Origin of the sequence: Pelagibacterium mangrovi (genome assembly GCF_036662815.1) — a bacterium.
Lineage (GTDB): Bacteria > Pseudomonadota > Alphaproteobacteria > Rhizobiales > Devosiaceae > Pelagibacterium > Pelagibacterium mangrovi.
The window spans coordinates 12,929-31,311 of the sequence record NZ_JBAFXA010000007.1; the positions used below are offsets into that span (position 1 = coordinate 12,929).

The following is an 18,383-nucleotide window of genomic DNA, read 5'->3' on the forward strand; positions in this document are numbered from 1 at the left end:
CCTTCGTCGGGCAGGCACTGGTTCAGGCGCTACGGGCTTTCGTGTCGTCTCTGGCTAGGACGCTCTCGATGAGCAAGAGCCCCGCCCCGCATACGATCGCCACGTCGGCAAGATTGAAGGCTGGCCAATGATAGCTGCCAATGTAGAAATCCAGAAAATCCGTCACGGCGCCCTGCCGCAGCCGGTCGAGCAGATTGCCCAGCGCGCCCCCGACGATAAGCCCGAGGGCGGCGGCCGTGAGACGGTTGTCGGTTCGCTTGATCCAGCCCAGGAGCCCGGCGACTATGGCAAGCGTGAACGCCATCAGGATCCAAGCCGGAGCCTCGCCGAACAATCCGAAGCTCACGCCGGTGTTAAAGCCGAGCACGAGATTGAAGAAATCGGTGACAGGGATGACCTGAGGTGGGTTCATGACATGGTTCAGGACCAACCATTTCGTCGCCTGATCAAGGAGAAATCCGCCAAGGACGATTGGAAGGCCGAGCCTGAGCATATCGCATAATCCCTTAAAAACCCCGGCTCAGCCGATTCGGCCGAGGGCCGGGAACGTCTGGAGGAGCCAAATTGCAAAGCTGGAGAGATGGCCGGTAATCATGGCGATACCCATGACCACCATCACCCCGCCAGCGACGATTTTGAGCACCCGGCCAGTTCGGCGCATTGACAACATCCGTGTCATGAATCCGCGCATGAACAGAGCGGCCAGGATAAAGGGCAGGCCAAGGCCCAGCGAGTATACGGCCAACAGCGCCGTTCCGCTTGCAACCGTGGCGTTAGCGGCGGATAGGGCCAGGATCGAGCCCAGCACAGGTCCGATGCATGGGGTCCAGCCGAACGCGAAAGCGAGACCGAGCAAGTAGGCAGACCAAGCGCCGCCGCTGTTCGGACTGGAATGGAACCGCACGTCACGATCGAGCCAAGGCATCGGTACAAGGCCGGTTGTGAACAAGCCGAAGATGACGACGATCACACCGCCGATCAGGTTTGCTTCGTAAAGATGCGTGCGCAGGAGTCCGCCCAACGCGGTCGCACTGGCCCCGAGCAAGACGAACACGGTCGAGAAGCCGAGAACGAAGCAGAGGCTGAGGCCGAGGGTTCGGCTCGCCGCCTTTATTCCGGAATGGGCCGGAACCCCGTCGGCGCTGATCGTGCGCCCCGCGACATAGGATATATAGCCCGGTACTAGCGGCAGAACGCAGGGCGACAAAAAGGATATCACGCCTGCGGCGAAGGCTGTCGCTATTCCGATACTGGAAATCTCCATCAGACCAGCTCCAGCACCCAGACGACAACGACGGCTACATAGGTAGCGTAGGCGCCAACCAGGGTAAGAACCTGCCAGCGGCGGAAGCCGGGTTCGGACCCGCCCCAGCGGACGAACGCCGCGTAGAGCGCAGGCATAAGCGCGACAAAGACGAAACTTACCCAGACCAGCCGGAAGTTGTCGATCTGCGTCCCGACAAGCGCCAAGGGCAGAAATCCGACCGTCATGGTCATGGCGTGATCGCCGATGATGTTGGTGAGTGCCGGCGTGATCTGGCCGCTCCGCGACACCTTCCAGGACGCGAAGATCTCTGGCAGGGCGGCAACCGGCGCAGTGATGAACAGGCCGCCGATGATCGGCGAGATGCCAAACGCCTGCACTAGATTTTGGGTCGAGATGACGGTGAAATAGGCGCCGAGTGCGAGAACCCCAACGCCGGCGACCGCCATCCATATCCCCTTGCGCGACCACTCGACCTGCTCGGGCTTCTCGCGGCCGCGAAAAAACGCCTGGGCGGCATAGGCGGCATAGGCGGCCAACAGGACCCCGCCATCAATTGGCTGTAGCCCCTGCCAGGGCGCAGGAAGGATCAGGAGAGCCGCGAGCGCCAATATGCCGAGATATGGAAGAGCCTGCACGGTTGCTGCTTTCGGATCAACACGCAATAGGTGCTCGCGCAGGTGCTGTTGATGTCCCGGATCATCCGGAATGTCGCGCTTGCGCGTTGCGAGATAGCCGACGGAAACGAGCGCGGGGATGCCGATGGCGGTCGAGCCGAGCATTGCCCCCAAGCCGATATCGGTCACGCCCCGCACGGCGCTGGTAACGTTGACACCGACTTCCGGGCTTGCAGTGGCGATGCCAATCAGAGAGCCGCCAGCAGCCGCCGAAAGCCCCCACTGTTTGCGCAACTTACGAAGGGGCTCCGCCAGATGATCGGAACCCCACGCCGCCGCGAAGACGGCGGCCAACAGGACAGCAGCCCATATCCAAGTGCTCATGCTCCTCCGTGACAGGTTGTCCGGATCGAGCTGATCGACAAGGCGCGGTTCGTGAAGGAGCGGTCGGGTTTGCGGCTCGATATCATGCCGGAGCGCTCCGCCGTGTCGACGAAGCTTCCCGCAAATCGCTGCGGGCGTCGCGGATGATCGACCAGGACGACTGCAGGAACAGGCCGGCGATCACGGCGGCGACGACGAGGTCCGGCCAAGCCGTTCCTGTCCAAGCCACCAGGCCTGCCGCCACGACGACGGCTGCGTTTCCGATCGCGTCGTTGCGCGAAAAAAGCCAGACCGCCCGCACATTCGCGTCGCCCGTTCGGTGGGGCAGCAATGGAAGAACCGCAACCACATTGACGACGAGTGCAACCAGTGCGAACAGGCCCATCAACTCGGCCTCGGGTTGCTGCTGCACCAGCACGCGATAGGCCGTATTCACAAGGACCCCAAGGCCGAGCGCTCCAAGAAAAAGGCCTTGGATTAAGGCGGAACGGGCGCGCCAGACGATGCTCCACCCGATGGCGAGGATGCCAAGAAAAGTAATGAGGCCGTCGCCCAGGAAATCGAGTGCGTCGGCCTTTAGCGCCTGCGAACCAGAAATAAAGCCACCGAACATCTCGATGATTCCGTAGCCGACATTGAGTACGACCACGATCCACAACGCGCGTTTATAGGCCGGTGTAATGTGCGATAGGTCCTTGGGCAGATCGTCAATGTCGCCCTCGGTGTCGGTTTCGGGTGCATCCAGACGGTCAAGCCGGTATCCGATGCCGCTGACAGCGCGTTCGACCTCCGGGAGGCAGGACGCGGGGTCGCTGACGTGCAACGTCATGATCTGCGTGGCAGTCGAAACCTTTACCTCGTCCACCCCAACCGAGCGCACTGCCTTCTCGATCTTAGCCGCGCAGGAGGGGCAATCCATGCCGGTGACGCGGTAGCGTGCGGTCTCGGCATCGTGCGCTGATGCTGCTATTGTCATGGCTATCTTTCCTGTTCGAGAGAGGCTATATATCATCCGTGACTGATATGTCTAGTAATGTCGAAGTGCTGGAGCGGATCAAGGATACAACCTTTGCTCTGCGTACGAAGCTATTCCGGGGATTGGCCGATGCCTCGCGCTTGTCAATTCTTGATGCTTTGCGCACGCGGCCGTTGTCTGTCGGCGAGATCGTCGCGATCACGGGTCTGTCGCAGCCGAACGCGTCGAACCATCTGCGGTGTCTCAGCGAATGCGGCCTCGTCTCCGGCGAGCAGCGCGGCCGTTTTGTCCATTATCGCCTGAGCGATCAACGTCTGAATGATCTGTTTTTGCTTAGCGACGAGCTGCTGACGGAGACCGCGTGCGCCGTAGATACCTGCGGGAACTATGGCACAAGCTGATCCAAGCGGGTTATTGCTGGCGCAGCGCTCCATTTTGCGGTCCCGCCGATTTCAGGTCGCGCATGAGGCGTACCTTCCTCGGCAGCACACCGGCGCGGATCGCCGTTCCTGGCCATGCAAGTCCAGGATCGGGCCGCGGACGTGATCCGTTTCGAAGGGCCTGACGGACAGGTCGTCACGTTGCCGCCGCTGGCCTTCTACACCTTGATGGACCCTATTCCCGGGCGCCGCGCGCAAAGGCGAGGCTAAACGCTGCGCTCCTAAAGCATGTAACCGATGTCAGAGGCTCCGGTCGGATAGGCGAACATCGTCTGCTTGAGCGCCGTTGCAGTCAGCTCGTGCCGGATTGCGAGCGCGAACAGGTTGATGATTTCATCAGCGTGCGGGCCGACCAGATGCGCCCCGAGCACCCGTTCAGTACCTTCCTCGACCATCACCTTGAACCCGTAAACCGGCTCGGCCGTCTGCCGGGCGGTGAACCAGTCCGAGGCCTTTTGTGACTTTATGCTGAATTTTAGCCCCTGCCGCTGCGCTTCTTCTTCGCTCAGGCCCACGGCGGCGATCGGCGGAAGCGTAAACGCAACGCGCGGGACGCCACGATAATCTGGCTTGTGCCCGTTGCCTTCAAGGATGTTGCTGACAACCAATTTTGCGTCGTGACTCGATACTGGCGTGAGCGGCGGGCCAACCTGGGCGGCATCGCCGGCTGCATAAACAGCCGAGTTCGAGACGCTTTGCAGATACTTATTGAGCTGCAAGCGGCGATCCTTCACCGCCACCCCGGCGGCGTCAAGATCGAGGCCGTCGAGGTTCGGGACGCGCCCGGCGGCATGGATGACCAAGTCGGCCTCTATGGTCACGCTCTGTCCGCCCGATGAAGCTGTGATGCGATATCCGTCTCCGGCCGTCTCGATCGACGTCACTTCCGTGCCCGTGCGCACGTCGATCCCGACCGCCTCGAAACTCTCCATCAGCCAGCCGACCAGCTCCGGCTCAAAATGGGTGAGCATCCGATCGCCGCGTTGCAGCACCGTCACTTTCGCGTTGGCGCGCGCCGCGATACTGGAGAACTCGGCCGCGATATAGCCGCCGCCGACCATGACAATGCGTTCCGGCAGGGATTCGAGGGCAAGAAAGTCCTCATTGTCGATCAAATGTTTTTCGCCGGGGATTCCGAGCGTCACCGGTTTTGCGCCCGTGGCGATCAGGATGTGGGCGCCTTCGAGCGCGGTTCCCTCGACCTCGACGCTGTTCGGTCCGGTAAATCGCGCCTGGCCGTGGAAGGCGGCAATGTCCTTTTCCGCGTAACTGTCCTCGTGCATTTCCGGTACGGGATCGGTAAAGCTGCGCTTGAAGGCGATCAGCTCGGGCCAATCGATAAGCGGCATGCCGGCGATCCCCTTGTCCTGCATGCGCCTGGCATGGTCGATCGCGGCGGCCCCGCCGACCAGCATCTTTTTCGGATCGCAGCCGCGGAGCGCGCAGGTGCCGCCAAAGGGCTTGTAGTCGATCACGGCGACGGAACGCCCCGCCGCGTGGGTGCGCATCGCCGCCACGCGCGCGGCCGTTCCGGTGCCAATAACGATCAGGTCGAATTTCTCTGTCATCATGCGCCAACCCCTGAAGCGGCGCAGCAGTTCCCGGATGAACCGCGTTTTCGAGCTTCCTGAATCGGCGGGCACGGCGCGGATCCATAGGAGCAGTAGACGCAGCAATCGCCGTCATGCGGGCGCAGGACAGTACCGCAGCCTTTGCAGTCATAGAAGAACTGGCATGCGTCCGTAGGCATGATCTCGGTTTCCTGGTGTCCACAGCGCGGACAGATGAGAGTGCTCTTAAAATCCGCCATGTCGTCGGTTGCTTTCTCTAAAGAGCGTAAATCGTAGTCCCGGTGAAGACCGCGAGGGCTGGCAGCACGTCCAGTTTCCCTCGATCCGGTTGGCTTCAAGCTGTAGGATACAATCTGTAGCGGCTACAGATACAAGAGGTTATTTTTGGCTCAAAACCGGGAGTTCGGCATTGGGGAGCTGTCACAGCGAACCGCCGTCAATATCGAAACGATCCGCTATTATGAACGGGTCGGGCTATTGCCATCGCCGCCCCGGACCCAAGGCGGCCACCGGCTTTATTCCAGCGCGCACCGGAAACGGCTGGTGTTCATCCGGCGCAGCCGTGAGCTGGGCTTCACCCTCGACGAAATCCGCAATTTGTTAGGACTTGTCGAAGGCAGTTACGCCTGCGGCGATGTGCAGGAGGCGGCGCTGGCCCATCTGAAGCATATTCGGCTCAAGATTGCCGATCTTCGGCGCATGGAGCGTACGCTTGCCGATACGGCCGCACGCTGTGAGGGCGGAACGGCTGCCGACTGCCCGATTATCGACGTGCTCAGCCGGGCGCCGGGCTGATGATTGCCATGTCGCGACAAGCCGCGGATTCTCACGGCTCACACGACATAGCGGTCCCAGCTCCCATAATGCTCCTTACTACGGGGACCGCGCGGCAGGCTAAGGCCGATCAGGAGAATGCCGGTGATAACGCTTGCCCCCGAAGCGAGCGGCGCCGCGCCGATAAGCAGCCAAGGCGACGCAATCAGCCACAGCCCAAAGGCTACGTTGATGAAGCGCAAGGGCCGCGCGACTTCCGCCATAGCCATCACGGCAACGGTGACAATGAGCGCGCCGACCAGATGATCGCTGTCCGCCATCGGTGGCTCGGTACCGAACGCTAGACGGCTGAACATCAGCCAAAGGCCAACGGCAGCGCTTCCAACGAGCGTCCACGGTACAGTCACCCCACGGGTCGCCGACTTGATGGTGCCCCCGAGATCGGAATCGAAGCCGGACTGCTTGTCCTCGCCGCTGCCGGGCAGCGCGTCGCCCTTGAAGAAAGATCGCCAGAACGGTCGTCCGCGCCGCTTGTTTAGGACCAGGAACTGCCCCATCGCCACGAGCTCATCGGTAAGCGAGAAGGCAGGACCGTTCAGCCGGCGTAGTTCCAGGGCATGAGGGCGTCGATGTCGCTGTTGGGCCAGCCATTGGCGATACGCTCGAGGGTCTGGGTGAGCCAAACATGTGGGTCGACATCGTTCATCTTGGCCGTGATGAGCAACGTTGCGATGGTTGCCCAGGAGCGGCCGCCCCCGTCACTGCCGGCAAAAAGGCTGTTCTTGCGCGTAATGGTCTGGGGTCTGATGGCGCGCTCGACGATATTGGAGTCGAGCTCGATGCGGCCATCCGAGAGGAAGCGTTCGAGCACGGCACGCCGGGCGAGCGTGTAGCGGATCGCCTCGGCCAGTTTCGATTTCCCCGAGATGCGGGGCAGTTCCCGGTCCAGAACGGCGAGCAGGTCGCTCACGATCGGCGCGGACTTCTCGGCTCTGATGGCGGCGCGCAGATCGGGGTCGTGACCACGAATGTCGTCTTCGATGGCCCACAGCGGTGCCATCGCCGTCACCACGGCACCGGCAAAGGGCGAACCGTCACTGGCCTGGAGATCGAAGAACTTGCGCCGTGCGCCCAGCACCCGGCGAGCGTCATGGCGTCGTTGGCGCCACTCGCTTTGCCCAGTCGGTTATAGGCAGCATAGCCGTCGATCTGCAGGATCCCGCGATAGCCGTCCAGATGCCGGGCGACGCATTCGCCTGATCTGCTGTCTTCGAAGCAATAGGCCACCATCGGTGGACTTGATCCTCCAAAGGTCCGGTCGTCCCGGGCATAAGCCCAAAGCCAAGCTGTTTTCACCTTGCCAGTGCCAGGCGCCAGGGTCGGAAGCCGGGTCTCGTCGGCAAAAACCCGCTCACCGAGCTTGATGGTTTTGAGAACATGGTGGGCGAGTGGCTCGAGCTCGAAGCTCAGCCGCCCCATCCATTGCGCCATCAGAGACCGATCCAGCTCCACCCCATCACGAGAGTAAATCTCTTCCTGGCGATAGAGCGGTAGGCCATCGGCGTATTTGCTGACCGCCACCTGGGCCAGCACCGCCTCGGTGGGAATGCCGCCGGCAATGAGATGGTTGGGCGCCGGAGCCTGCGCGATGCGATCCTGGCCGTCCGCCAGGCGATAGGCGTATTTGGGGCGACGGGTGACGATGACGCGGAACCTGGCCGGCGTCACATCGAGGCGCTCGGTGACGTCCTCACCGATCCGCACGGCATCAAGGCCTTCGCACTCGGCCGGCACCTCGGGCTCGATCACCTCCTCGATCCGCTCCAGGTGCGGTGCAAACCCTTTCCGGGGACGCGAAGGACGGAGCGCGGCTTGTCCGGATTGCTTTTCGCGTTTGGCCTCGATCTCGCCAAGACCGGTCCGCAACTCATCAAAGGCGAAAGCCATCTGCTCGTCATCAAGGGGGGCGATCCGCAGCTTTTCCGAGCGAGTGCCGTATTGGGCCCGCTGCAGCAGGGCGATGATGGATTCCAGCCGGCCGATCTTTTCCGCGTCGGCAGCCTTGTCCGCCTTCATGGCGGCAATCTCGGCCTCATGCGCGGCGATTTCAGCTTCCAGAGCCCGGCGCCGCTGCTCGGCCGACGCCACCCTGTCCTGGGCCGCCACGATCATCGCCTTGAGGGCGTGGACGTCATCGGGGAGCGCATGCAAATCGGCCGGGTTCATGCCGCGATCATGGCACAAAACACCCCCGATTGCCTGGCTTCTTGCGCTCCCTGAGTCAGTCTGCCGCAGACGTTTACCCAGCAGATTGCGGCCGGTTCACCGGCACTGTTCGCACCCGCTTCCAGTCCATCCCCTCGATCAGTGCCAGCAGCTGTGCGTAGCTCATCTGCACCCGAGTATTACCAATCCGCGGCCAGCAGAACGCCGCCTTCTCCAACCGCTTGGCGTAAAGGCAAAGTCCGGTGCCATCCCACCACACGATCTTGATCCGGTCGGCCCGCTTGGCGCGAAAGACATAGAGCGCGCCATTGAAGGGGTCCGCTCCAGCATCGCGCACCAGACCAACAAGACCGTCTGGCCCCTTGCGAAAGTCCACGGGCTGGCTGGCCAGATAAACCTTTACACCCGTAGGGATCATGCCGACCGCACAGCGCGGATTACCCGCCGCAGATGGGCGTCTCCGACATCGGAGCCAACCCGGACCACCGTGTCACTGACCACGATCTCGATCATACCGCGCTCAGACCTTGCGGCGGCTACCACTCCTGCATCGTCATCGCGTTTTGCGACCTCGCCGCGCTTGAATGCCTCGGTGCGCCAACCGAACAACTGCGAAGGAGAAATCCCGATCTCGCGCGCCAGCGCCGACACGTTGGCCCCAGGCTCAAGACAGCGCGCCACCATCTCGGCCTTGAACGCATCCGACCACCGGCGCCGCCGAGCGACAGGCGCGCCCTCCATACGATCAGGCACCGCCTCGATCATATGAAAACTTCCATCTCCAGGCATAGTCGTAGACATAGAACATAACACCCATCACAAATTCTCGGGTGCCAATACCGCCGGATGTCGGCCGTCACCAGACGGGGTGGGCTTCTCGCTTACGACCGTTCAAGCACATCCCTATTTGGACAATGGGCCGATCGTGACGTCCGAAGTCTATGCCCTTGATCACGCGGCCGGATGGGCAAGGACGTTTTCCCGCTTTTATCGTCTCGGACCGACCTGAGGTTCTCGGGGGCACGGAGGGCCAAATACGTTGCATTTTGGGCCAGCAATACAGGTGCCGCCTGACAACTTTTCCATAACCGAAGCAAGCGATCGGCGTAGCGAGGCACAGGACGTTGTTGATTTCGACGGACGGCACAGTTTGCGAAGTGTCGGTCCGAACGGATCTGAAAAGAAATGATGCCGCTGCACCGACCGGCGCTTGGATGGCTGCGATCGGATTTTCCCATCATCGCCGTGACTCCCGAAGCACAAATACCTGTTCGCCTGAGCGTCAGTGCCGATCGCGCTACCGCCATCTTCCAGTGGCTTCAGGCCATTACCTGTCGCTTCAATAACACTGGCTGATGGCTTAACGCCATTAGCTGTTTGGTTGAGGCCATCAGCCAGTATGTTGAGGTTCATACTTCCTCGAATTTGGCCCTCATAAGCCATCAGCTAATGGCTTGCCCGTTCTCGCCGATGGCACATTGCCATTGCGCCGTGGCCACACAACTTCAATTTAGGGATTTGTTATCAGGAAGCTGCCATTTTGCCTCTGAGGTGAAGCATGGCAAAAGAGACTATATTCGAGCCCGATGTGTCGATCGGGGATCTGCTCGTGCTCGCGCGGTTGTCTGCTCTATATTGGGATGCAGGTCAGGCGAACCCTGGCGCGGTAATGAGCCATGAAGCCAAGGCATCTGCCACCCGAATCCGCAACGCCATGATTCGTATTGCCCGCGCGGTTGGACCGGTCGAGATTGAGGGCAAATTTCGGCGGACCCAGATCCCCAGTGCCCGTGGGCGAAATGTCGGTGCGGCCGGTGTCATCGCCGAGGCGATCCTGACCATCGCAACCGACGATGAGACGGATCAAGAGGCCCTGCGAATGAGGTTGAACCACCTCCTGATGGAGCTTGAGCGCCAATATAGCGAGGGCGCGTTCAAGACATTGGCAGGGCCGACGCGGTTTTGAATAGACTATGCCGTCTCGTTTACCTTGCTTCGGCAGTATCAGATTGGAAGCCCTTTCTCTCGGACTGCCAAAATCACCGGTAAAAGGAAGTGTTATTGGGCTCAGGAGCTCTGAACCGATCAAATGCATCGAGCACGTCACCGGCGAGGAATAAGCGGTTTCGACGACCCTCCCCCGCTAGGGTGACGATCTTCTTTTCCACAAGCATCTGGATAGCGTTGTTTGCCACCGGGAACGATACACCGAGTTCGCTACTCGCATCCTTGACCGTAAAGGCCGGCTTGGTGAGCATCCACGGAACCATACGGTGAAGGACGCTGTCCTTGCGAATGCCCTCTAACTGACCATTCCATTCGCTGGTGATTTCAGACAATCGGTCCAGCCGCTCGATATTGCTTTCGGCCGTTTGGCGAACGAACGATAACCCGATGTTGCACCACCGAGTGAAATCCCCAGTCCGACGCACATCTTTTAAGGCATCTATGTAGATATCCTTGTCGGCATGGACGGCTTCGCCAATGAATGTGGAACCCGAACGGGTCGCCCCTTTCCATTTCATCACCAACGGCAGGAGCAGTCGGCCGATGCGGCCGTTGCCGTCCGTAACGGGATGAATACTCTCGAACATCCAGTGCGAGCAGAGCTGCCGGATGAGCTCGGGCGTGCGGGAGTCGACTTGCATGGTGAATCCGAGCCACTCTTGCAGCGCATCTGGCAGTTGGGAAGGATGGGTATAAAAGAACAGTCCGCCGATGGATTCAGGGTCATAGGTGGAATTAGGCAACGACTTGAATGCGCCGGCGCCACCTTTTTTGAACGCATTCGTATCCCTCTCGAACAGGCGCCGATGGATTGCAAGAACGGCCTGCAGCGGGTCTGGGGTGTCAAGCGATGCCTCGAATGCGTAGGCGCATGCAGCCACGACCTTGGCATCTTCCGGATCTGACGCTGCGTCGGGAATGCTCTCGTATTCCATGAGGTCGGTGAAGGTCGTCGTGCTGCCCTCAGCCCCTGAGGAATGTACGGCATCGAGGCGCGCGAAGAGTCGGCCAATGGAACCCTGTACTCCAAGTTTCGATACCCGACGGTCAAATTCAGCCAATGCAATGGTGGTCTTCTGCAGACCGTCCACCACGTCTTCGAGGGCAGGCACGACCGGCACACCGGGTCGATAGCAGGCACGGTTCTCATCGAGGAAGAAAGACCCAAAAACCATAGCAGAAGCTTTCGTTATGAACGGTTTTAACGATAACCCTTAATAACGAAAGTCGCAATTGTTGTTTCCGGACTCTTTCCGGTCGGCTTACCTGGCCGGCGGTGACATTCGCCCTCGCCTTACATCATCAGACTACCAGAAGCGGCATATCCATGTGGCAGCACGTTCAGTTCGGCGATGGCGCGGAGGCGGCGACGACGGCTGCTAAACGACCACCCCGTTGCCACGTCGCTGCTAACCTGCAGCCAAGCCCCTTTCCGGCGTTCCAACCTTCTCCTGGCAAAGAGTTGAGATCGCGCAAATGGAGGAATGGCTCGCCAAGTTTCGACTTCAGGTCGACGCCAAACGTCGGCGAACGGGGAACAATCCTTGCCGGCCATCACCGGATTCACCAGAGAACAGCTCGATCTTGACGCCGTCCGGCATCGAGCCTGGCGGATCGTTGTTTTCAATCACGTAGACCTGTCCGATTTCGCGCAAACCGGCGAGGTGCTTGTAGAACGCTTGGTCCAGCGTTGTGCTCGCGATGGCCTTCTCGTCTGCCTCCAGTTCCCCATGACGTTCGTAGTGGACCGGCTTGCGATAGGTCACGAGCGGGGAATCCAAGACCACGAAACCCGGATGCGGCAGACGGTTGGTGCGGCAATAGATCATTACCGCCACCACGAAGGCGGAGTGAAACACCGCCTTGACGCCTTTGCCGTTCTGGCCCCGCGGCTGGCCGTTGATGGCAATGTCCTGCCGCTTCTCGTCCCACGTGACTGCTTCCACACTAGGATACTCCCATGCCTTGAGAACGTCCCGAACCACCTGCGCGAAATCGTGACCCGTCGGCCCGTCGATGCCGATGATCAGACCGTCGGCCTTCTGGCGTCCCACCGTTGAGGCGGATATTGCATCCCGCTTGACCTGCATTGCCGATCGCCGAGAGCGCATCTCCGATAAGTTCTCGAATCGGGCGAGTCGTTCGGCCGCCGCCTGGTAGTCCCGGCGTCCCGACGCCTCCTGCGGTCTCAGGCGGGAAATCGTCGCCTCGCGGGCGCGAATCTCTTTCGCCGTGAACTCCAGCCGCAAGTCGAGGGCGGTCTGCTCGGCGTCGATACCGGCCAAGGCGGTTTCCAGACCGCGCATGTCGCGGCGAATCTTGGTGATCTCGGCTTGGGCTGTTGCGTGTTGGCGATCAAGGTCCCCGAGCTCGTGCGGCAGGTGCTGATCGCCGGGCAGCGCACCACACATCGGGCATGGCTGGTCCTCGAAGCGCTGCAGCAGGAATCCGCCTTCCTCGATGGCCTCGAGCCGCCGAATATCGATGCGGTAAGTGTCTTGAAGCTCAAGGAAGCGAGCCTTCATTGCAACCAGCTGACCGAGTTTAGAGCGGTCCGCATCCATTGTGTCCATGAGGCCGCGGCGCTCCCGCGTGGCGGTGTCGAGGTCCTGCTGAAGCTCGGCCAGCGAGCCTCCAAAATCCTCTAGCTGTGCAGTCAGCCGTTCGACTTCGGCATCGAGGCTGGCCAGATCGACGTCGCCGAGTTCGCGGTCGATCTCCCCGATCATTTCATCCAGAAGTTCGACCTTGCCAGTATTACTGGCCTTGATTGCCTTCTCATTGGGCACTTCGATAACGTCGCCGTCGTCCTGCCCAGTCAGGATGAATCGAAAGACGTTCTTGTTTAGCGTGGGCCCGTTCTTCGGGCTCACGATGGTCGGGCTGCCCTCCGAAAACATCCGGTCCTCGTCTACAGTGACGTAAGGCATGAAATGACGGATGGAGAACGGGACGAGCTGCGCCGCCTCGGTCGAGGCGATCCTGGCATCCTTGATGCCGATGCTTTCGAGCAGCAATTCGGAGACGCTGCCCGTCTTACCCTTGCCGTGATCGGCGGACAGCACCACGCCAGTCCCGCCGGCGAGCCTACCATCTTTTGCCAAACCCTCGTAGACCTTAAAGCCACCGCCCTTGCGCGCACGCTCGAGGGTCACCTGCCGGCCGTTTCCGAGCGTCAACCCGAGCAGCACTTTTGTATATTCCGATCCGTGGTTCTTCAGGATGTCGGGGGGTTTTCCGCCCAGCATGAAGTCGATCACCTTAAGGGAATAGGACTTGCCGGCGTTCGATCCGCCGTAGATGAGGGTCAAACCTTCCGCGAACTCGATTCCGGCCGGTTCTTGGCCATCGCCGACGAACGTGAGATGCTCCAGCCGGAGCTTGGCAAGCATAGGCTCAGGCATCCGCAGAACCGCCTTCTTCCCGGAACTCAAGACTCCAGCGCTCGATACTTGCGCGCAACCGCGTCAGGAATTCGTCGCCAATGTCCTGCCACTGTTCGGCCAACCATTTGGAGCGGTCTAAGAGGTCGCGGTTGTAATCGGTGCCCATGAGCCTGACGAAGGCCGGCGCGTCCTCGGACGCGGCGAAGCGAACGCCGTCGTCGGCCTCGACCACGTCCACGAGACTGGCGCGCCGCATTAGACCCAAGCCGTCCTGGATGACGCGCCTGCGCACATGATATTCGCCCACCCGCGATCCGATGGCTGGATGCAGGCTGACCGGGCCGCCGATATCGGCCGTGTGGACCACGAAGAAGTCGAACAGTGACATGGTGTCGAGATCGAGGGCAGCCGGATAACAAGCCTCGAGGATCAACAGCGATCGCACGCCAGTCTCGACGCTGCCGTTGAAGAGGCGTGGTGCGGCGGTCACATCTTCGTCCACGGCATGATCCCCTCGTTGGCGAAGTGATGGCATGTGCCCTGGCGAACCTGGACAGACGCTCGCCGATGCCGTCCAAAAATGCCGGTGACCTCAACCGTGCCTGCACGGTCCATCACCCTTGTCAGCCGTTCGAATCCGCTCGTACTGGCATAGGTCTCGAAAACCCCAGCATGCACCTCTTCGTTGAAAAGCTGCAGATGCTCAGGCTCGAGGTTGTCCCGGAAGTGACGGCGGAAGGCGTCGGTGTCGTAGTACCGCCGGCGTTGCATTGTCAGATGAATGCCATGCTCGGCATCGGCCAGTACCGCATCTGCATCGGCGAACGGCACGCCGGCGCACTCCGAATAAATGACGACCAGTTGCCCGACATATACCGATTCCTCGTCAGCCACGGCGCCAGGTAAGATGCCCTTGGGCGCGTCGCCGGGGTCATCGCCGAACGTGTCGGCCAGAACGAGGTTCATACCGGGCAGCGCGAGCATCTTGTCAACGTCCCAGCCTTCGATGTCGGCGAACGAGAACTCCTCGATCAACTGCCGCAGTGCTGGCGTCATCGGGACCGGATCCCCGTTGCTCCTAATCTTGCGGGAGCAGCGCGCGTCCCATTCGGCGAGCATCGTCGACCGAAAGCGCTCGGGATTGTGCAGCAGCTGCTCGGCCCCACGATTGAAGCCCTTGGGGGCGACGAACACATATTTCCGCGGTGCGGTGAAATGGCCTTCCGACGCGAAGTGGAGAATCTTGCCGACTTCTTCAAACATGGTGGGGCCATCGAGGGGCTTGGCCAGCATCTTGCACTGGAAATTGTCCCAAGGGCCTTCGTGCTTGGCGCTGCTGATGAATCCGCCGACGTCACGGCCCATGTCCGACGCATCACCGAATTCGTGATGGTCGACATAGTCGGTCAGGCGCGTTGCGACCCAGCGGTGAACGAAGCGCTCCAGCCCCTTGGCGGAGAGCAGCAGAATATCATCTCTATATGTGAGCTTGCCGCCCATCTCATCCTACCATGCGTCACTTCACGCTAACTGATCCAAGAGAACGCCCTAGGGGTCACAGCGCCGCCTCCCTCCTGAAGATGGCATAGCATCTGGCAAGCTACCAGCCCATGCTGCCGAGATCCTGTGGCCAACCATCTCGCAACGAGATTCATGTTGCCCGGTCGGATCGACTCAAAACTTTTGGTCGCTTCCCGGATTTCCGGGCTTAAATCGACTCAACATTTTTTGGTCGCATCAAGTTTGATGATCTATGGTGGGCCCGGCAGGACTCGAACCTGCAACCAGACCGTTATGAGCGGTCGGCTCTAACCATTGAGCTACAGGCCCACGCCAGCCACTCCTAGCGATTTGCTCGGTCGAGGTCCATCATGTTTTATTGATGGCTCGGTATTTTTCCGGCCAGCGCCCCGCCCCAAATCCGACGCATTACCTCTCAAAAACTGGGCCCGTTCTGCGAGGGGCAAAATCAATTTCCAACGACGATATTCGAGGAGACTTCCCATGCGCCTTCCCATCACGCTCGCCCCGGTCGCCTTCGCGGCACTGCTTGCGACACCGGCACTTGCCGATAACATCACCCTGTCCGGCACGGGAACCGTTCGCGCCGCCCCCGATATGGCGACCGTAAACACCGGCGTCACTACCCAGGCCGAAACCGCCCGCGAAGCGCTCGACGCCAATACCGCAGCCATGGCCGATCTCATCGCGGCCTTGCGCGAAGCAGGGCTCGAGAACCGCGATATCCAGACCTCTGATTTCTCGGTCAGCCCGCAATATGTCTATTCCGACCAGCGCGACGAAAACGGCTACACTCTCCCGCCCGAAATTCAGGGCTATCAGGTTTCCAATTCGGTGACGATCGTCGTGCGGGACCTCGATATCCTGGGCGCCGTGCTCGATCAGGCCGTGACGGTCGGGGCCAACACGATCAATGGCGTGTCCTTCGAAGTCGCCGATACCGACAAGCTCGAGGAAGAAGCCCGCAAGCTCGCCGTTGCCGACGCGGTCGCCAAGGCCGAAACCTATGCAATGGCCGCCGGCATCGCGCTCGGCTCGATCGAATCGATCACCGAAGTCGACCTTCCCCAGCCCCCCATGCCGATGTATCGCGCCCAGGCCATGGAAATGGCCGCCGACGCCTCGGTACCGGTCGAAGCAGGCGAGATGGCCTATTCGATCACCGCGACCATCGCCTGGGAAATCGAAGACCGCAGGGACTAACGTCTGTTTTCGGAGCAGCCGGATTAATTGCCGGCTGCTTTACCAAATCCCAAGTGCCTGCAGGATCATCCGCGCACCGACGACCACGAGGAAAATCGCAAAAACGATTTTGAGTAGCCTCGCATCGAGCTTGTGCGCCAGCGCCACCCCTAGCGGTGCCGTCAACGTCGCCAACCCACCGATCAGCACCAGCGAGGGGATATTGATGAACCCCAAGCTCAACGGCGGCGTACCCACTGCCGTCCACCCCGAAATGATGAAGCCGATAACGGCCGGCACTGCGAGGATCACCCCCAGGGCCGAACTCGTGCCCACCGCCGTGTGGATCGGCGCGCCGAAGGCGACGAGCGTGGGCACCGTAAGCGAACCGCCGCCGATGCCCATCAGCGCCGAAATATAGCCGATCACCGCAGCCGATATGCGGTTGACCATAGGCACATCGGCCAGCGATTCCATGAGCTTGCGCTGGACCGGCAGTGCCATGTTGAGCGCGATGAACAGCGCCATTACCCCGAAAATGATCTTGAGCGCCGCCGCCGAATAGAGCCCCGCCATGAGCCCGCCGATCAGGGACGCCGCGACGATCCACGGCCCCCAGCGCCGGAGAATCTTGCCATCCACCGCCCCGCGCTTGTCGTGCGAGCGGGCACTGCGCAGCCCGGTGGGGATGATCACGGCCAGCGAGGTGCCGACCGCGACATGCATGATCACCTCTAGATTGTAGCCGAGCAATTGGTAGGCCAGCACCATGGCCGGAACCATGATGATGCCCCCGCCGATGCCCAGCAAACCGGCCATGACGCCCGATATCGCGCCCGTTGCGGCGAGTCCCAGGGCAAAGGGAAGGTATTGGGAGATCAGATCGGACAAGGAAAAATTCCGGAGTCGAAAATAGCGTACCCAACGGTACGGCCTTCTTTCATCCTGGACAAGCGCTAACGCGCGTCAACCCTCTCCCAGCACATGCAGAACCACCTGCCGCCGATGCGGCGCATGCCTGTGCTCGAAAAGATAGACGCCTTGCCAGGTTCCAAGCGCTGGCCGCCCCTCGATGATGGGAATGGACAGCGAGGTCTGCGTCAGCGCCGCCTTGATATGCGCCGGCATATCGTCCGTCCCCTCGGTGGTGTGGACGATCCAATCCATCCCCTCAGGCACCAGCTTGCGGAAAAACGTCTGGAGATCGTCCTGCACGTCCGGATCGGCATTTTCCTGGATGAGCAGCGAGCACGAAGTATGCCGGCAATAGACGGTCAGCAGGCCATCCGTCACCGCGTTCTGCGCCAGAAAGCTGCCGATAGGGCGGGTAAATTCGTAAAGCCCCGGACCATCCGTCGAAATCGTCAGTGTCTGGTTTGCCTGCCGCATATGCTTTCTCCCCGGTCCAGGCCGATCGTATCTGAGTCCTCCTCGGGAACCCAAATAGCCCGGTCGCGTTTTTGTGACATCTCGAGTCCGCGCCTTCTGCGGCGGCGTCGCAAGTCCTGTGCGGTGCTGCACGAGCGTTCTCAGGAACCCGGCACCCGACGGCCGACCGCCGCCGCCGTGTCACAAAATGGAGACTGAAAATGGCTGATATTGATCGCGACTACACGGACCGCAACCGCACTACCGAGCGTGAGCGCGTCTATGCAGTCAATTCCGGCGGCAGTGCCGGCTGGTGGATCGGCGGTATTCTTGTTCTTGCCGTGCTCATCATCGGTTTCATTGCTTTGAGCGGAGGTGAGCCCGCCCCCGTCGATACCGCCCCCGCTACGGTGGAAACGACACCTCCGGCAACGGACACCGCGCCGGTTACCGAACCCGCCCCCATGACCGAAACCGCTCCGGCGGTCGAGGAACCCGCTCCGGCGGTTGAGGCTGCTCCCGAAGCTGCCGCTCCCGCCGATGAAGCTCCTGCCGAAGCCGCCCCCGCTGAAGCGGCTCCTGCTGAAGCGGCTCCGGTTGAACCGGCCCCCGCGGCTCCGGCTCAGTAACAAACGGTCATCGGGCGCGGTTTCCATGGACACCGCGC

Annotated in this window: 21 protein-coding genes, 1 tRNA gene and 1 pseudogene; 6 read left to right on the forward strand and 17 right to left on the reverse strand. The window is 61.0% G+C overall.

Annotated elements, in window-relative coordinates; all coding sequences use genetic code 11:
- Positions 1-22: 22 nt before the first annotated feature.
- The 4 genes from lspA to V4T21_RS13065 all read right to left on the reverse strand — a co-directional run bounded on the left by lspA (position 23) and on the right by V4T21_RS13065 (position 3,241).
- Entirely contained in the window at positions 23-493 is a 471-nt protein-coding gene (gene lspA, locus V4T21_RS13050) for a signal peptidase II (RefSeq protein WP_332717516.1), read from the reverse strand.
- 27 nt (positions 494-520) lie between these two features.
- Entirely contained in the window at positions 521-1,264 is a 744-nt protein-coding gene (locus tag V4T21_RS13055) for a cytochrome c biogenesis CcdA family protein (protein ID WP_332717518.1), read from the reverse strand.
- Positions 1,264-2,265, reverse strand: coding sequence for a sodium:calcium antiporter (locus V4T21_RS13060; protein ID WP_332717520.1), 1,002 nt, complete (start codon positions 2,263-2,265; stop codon positions 1,264-1,266). Before V4T21_RS13060 ends, V4T21_RS13055 begins: the two co-directional genes overlap by 1 nt.
- A gap of 82 nt (positions 2,266-2,347) precedes the next feature.
- A complete protein-coding gene (locus V4T21_RS13065; RefSeq protein WP_133676200.1) occupies positions 2,348-3,241 on the reverse strand; it encodes a cation efflux transmembrane domain-containing protein in 894 nt (297 codons plus the stop codon).
- 47 nt (positions 3,242-3,288) lie between these two features.
- Here V4T21_RS13065 and V4T21_RS13070 point away from each other — a divergent pair, with 47 nt between their 5' ends.
- On the forward strand, positions 3,289-3,642 hold the full coding sequence (locus V4T21_RS13070; RefSeq protein ID WP_189424737.1) for an ArsR/SmtB family transcription factor: 354 nt from the start codon (positions 3,289-3,291) through the stop codon (positions 3,640-3,642).
- 260 nt (positions 3,643-3,902) lie between these two features.
- Here V4T21_RS13070 and V4T21_RS13075 read toward each other — a convergent pair whose 3' ends face one another.
- On the reverse strand, positions 3,903-5,252 hold the full coding sequence (locus V4T21_RS13075; RefSeq protein ID WP_440589654.1) for a dihydrolipoyl dehydrogenase family protein: 1,350 nt from the start codon (positions 5,250-5,252) through the stop codon (positions 3,903-3,905).
- The gene (locus tag V4T21_RS13080) at positions 5,249-5,491 is read right to left on the reverse strand and encodes a GDCCVxC domain-containing (seleno)protein (RefSeq protein WP_244639968.1); all 243 of its coding nucleotides are present in this window, start codon (positions 5,489-5,491) and stop codon (positions 5,249-5,251) included. The genes V4T21_RS13075 and V4T21_RS13080 overlap by 4 nt, the downstream gene beginning before the upstream one ends.
- Before the next feature lie 145 nt (positions 5,492-5,636).
- Here V4T21_RS13080 and V4T21_RS13085 point away from each other — a divergent pair, with 145 nt between their 5' ends.
- The gene (locus tag V4T21_RS13085) at positions 5,637-6,047 is read left to right on the forward strand and encodes a MerR family transcriptional regulator (protein WP_189424535.1); all 411 of its coding nucleotides are present in this window, start codon (positions 5,637-5,639) and stop codon (positions 6,045-6,047) included.
- Positions 6,048-6,085: 38 nt separating this feature from the next.
- Here V4T21_RS13085 and V4T21_RS13090 read toward each other — a convergent pair whose 3' ends face one another.
- From V4T21_RS13090 to V4T21_RS13105, 4 genes and pseudogenes are all read right to left on the reverse strand, one after another.
- Positions 6,086-6,583 carry an SPW repeat domain-containing protein gene (locus V4T21_RS13090; protein WP_332717531.1) on the reverse strand — a complete coding sequence of 166 codons (498 nt, stop codon included), beginning with the start codon at positions 6,581-6,583 and terminating at the stop codon, positions 6,086-6,088.
- Positions 6,584-6,621: 38 nt separating this feature from the next.
- Positions 6,622-8,252, reverse strand: a pseudogene (gene tnpC, locus V4T21_RS13095) (IS66 family transposase).
- A gap of 73 nt (positions 8,253-8,325) precedes the next feature.
- Positions 8,326-8,670 (reverse strand): IS66 family insertion sequence element accessory protein TnpB, encoded by a 345-nt coding sequence (tnpB, locus tag V4T21_RS13100; RefSeq protein WP_332717533.1) that lies wholly within the window; start codon positions 8,668-8,670, stop codon positions 8,326-8,328.
- Positions 8,667-9,017 carry a transposase gene (locus V4T21_RS13105; RefSeq protein ID WP_332717534.1) on the reverse strand — a complete coding sequence of 117 codons (351 nt, stop codon included), beginning with the start codon at positions 9,015-9,017 and terminating at the stop codon, positions 8,667-8,669. The genes tnpB and V4T21_RS13105 overlap by 4 nt, the downstream gene beginning before the upstream one ends.
- A 103-nt stretch (positions 9,018-9,120) precedes the next feature.
- Between V4T21_RS13105 and V4T21_RS19205 the strand changes: the two genes are divergently transcribed.
- Together V4T21_RS19205 and V4T21_RS13110 are read left to right on the forward strand one after the other, a co-directional pair.
- Positions 9,121-9,261, forward strand: coding sequence for a DUF6634 family protein (locus V4T21_RS19205; RefSeq protein WP_422394811.1), 141 nt, complete (start codon positions 9,121-9,123; stop codon positions 9,259-9,261).
- A gap of 549 nt (positions 9,262-9,810) precedes the next feature.
- Positions 9,811-10,218 carry a hypothetical protein gene (locus V4T21_RS13110; RefSeq protein ID WP_332717536.1) on the forward strand — a complete coding sequence of 136 codons (408 nt, stop codon included), beginning with the start codon at positions 9,811-9,813 and terminating at the stop codon, positions 10,216-10,218.
- Positions 10,219-10,291: 73 nt separating this feature from the next.
- Here V4T21_RS13110 and V4T21_RS13115 read toward each other — a convergent pair whose 3' ends face one another.
- The 5 genes from V4T21_RS13115 to V4T21_RS13135 all read right to left on the reverse strand — a co-directional run bounded on the left by V4T21_RS13115 (position 10,292) and on the right by V4T21_RS13135 (position 15,475).
- Positions 10,292-11,434, reverse strand: coding sequence for a Fic family protein (locus V4T21_RS13115; protein ID WP_332717538.1), 1,143 nt, complete (start codon positions 11,432-11,434; stop codon positions 10,292-10,294).
- A 330-nt stretch (positions 11,435-11,764) separates the two neighbouring features.
- Positions 11,765-13,651 carry an AAA family ATPase gene (locus V4T21_RS13120; protein ID WP_332717540.1) on the reverse strand — a complete coding sequence of 629 codons (1,887 nt, stop codon included), beginning with the start codon at positions 13,649-13,651 and terminating at the stop codon, positions 11,765-11,767.
- A gap of 4 nt (positions 13,652-13,655) precedes the next feature.
- Positions 13,656-14,147 carry an ABC-three component system middle component 2 gene (locus V4T21_RS13125; protein ID WP_332717542.1) on the reverse strand — a complete coding sequence of 164 codons (492 nt, stop codon included), beginning with the start codon at positions 14,145-14,147 and terminating at the stop codon, positions 13,656-13,658.
- Positions 14,132-15,145: an ABC-three component system protein gene (locus tag V4T21_RS13130; RefSeq protein ID WP_332717544.1), complete on the reverse strand. Its 1,014-nt coding sequence runs from the start codon at positions 15,143-15,145 to the stop codon at positions 14,132-14,134. The genes V4T21_RS13125 and V4T21_RS13130 overlap by 16 nt, the downstream gene beginning before the upstream one ends.
- Positions 15,146-15,399: 254 nt before the next feature.
- Positions 15,400-15,475, reverse strand: a tRNA-Ile gene (locus V4T21_RS13135).
- Positions 15,476-15,649: 174 nt separating this feature from the next.
- On the opposite strand from V4T21_RS13135, the gene V4T21_RS13140 reads away from it, so the two are divergent.
- Complete coding sequence (locus tag V4T21_RS13140) at positions 15,650-16,369, forward strand: SIMPL domain-containing protein (RefSeq protein WP_332717546.1); 720 nt, start codon at positions 15,650-15,652, stop codon at positions 16,367-16,369.
- Positions 16,370-16,408: 39 nt separating this feature from the next.
- Here the strand turns inward: V4T21_RS13140 and V4T21_RS13145 are convergent, their stop codons facing one another.
- Positions 16,409-17,239, reverse strand: coding sequence for a sulfite exporter TauE/SafE family protein (locus V4T21_RS13145; RefSeq protein ID WP_332717547.1), 831 nt, complete (start codon positions 17,237-17,239; stop codon positions 16,409-16,411).
- Between the two features lie 75 nt (positions 17,240-17,314).
- Positions 17,315-17,737 (reverse strand): secondary thiamine-phosphate synthase enzyme YjbQ, encoded by a 423-nt coding sequence (locus V4T21_RS13150; protein WP_332717549.1) that lies wholly within the window; start codon positions 17,735-17,737, stop codon positions 17,315-17,317.
- Positions 17,738-17,937: 200 nt separating this feature from the next.
- Between V4T21_RS13150 and V4T21_RS13155 the strand changes: the two genes are divergently transcribed.
- Complete coding sequence (locus V4T21_RS13155) at positions 17,938-18,345, forward strand: hypothetical protein (RefSeq protein WP_332717551.1); 408 nt, start codon at positions 17,938-17,940, stop codon at positions 18,343-18,345.
- The last annotated feature ends 38 nt before the right edge of the window (positions 18,346-18,383 follow it).